This window comes from Neisseria sp. P0008.S002, from assembly GCF_051962805.1.
Classification (GTDB): Bacteria; Pseudomonadota; Gammaproteobacteria; order Burkholderiales; family Neisseriaceae; genus Neisseria; species Neisseria perflava.
In genome coordinates this window covers 1-272 of the sequence record NZ_JBQCUY010000027.1, presented here as the reverse complement: position 1 = coordinate 272, position 272 = coordinate 1, and the positions used below count along the sequence as shown (strand labels likewise).

The window sequence follows — 272 nt, the reverse complement described above, 5'->3', positions numbered from 1 at the left end:
GCCAGATACCGTGTTTGCTGTTTTCGCCACCTGTATTGGTTTTCTGGCTGTGGCCATGGCCGAAGCCCGGGTTGACACGTAACCAGACACGATGGCCTGGTGAAACCTCGCCAAGCTGTTGCAGCATATCTACGGAGCCGGCGTTAACCGGTATTTGCTGCTCAGCCACCAGTTGCAGCGTCGGCAGGTCAATCATATCGGCGGTGAATACGATATCGTCGTGATTTTCCAATGGCTTGTAACCTGCAGCCAGCGCACGCTCAATTTCACCC

The 272-nt window shown here is 54.8% G+C and carries 1 pseudogene; it reads right to left on the bottom strand.

Annotated elements, in window-relative coordinates:
- Window positions 1–272 (bottom strand): annotated as a pseudogene (locus tag ACTHSA_RS10845) (diaminopimelate decarboxylase); the annotation flags it as partial.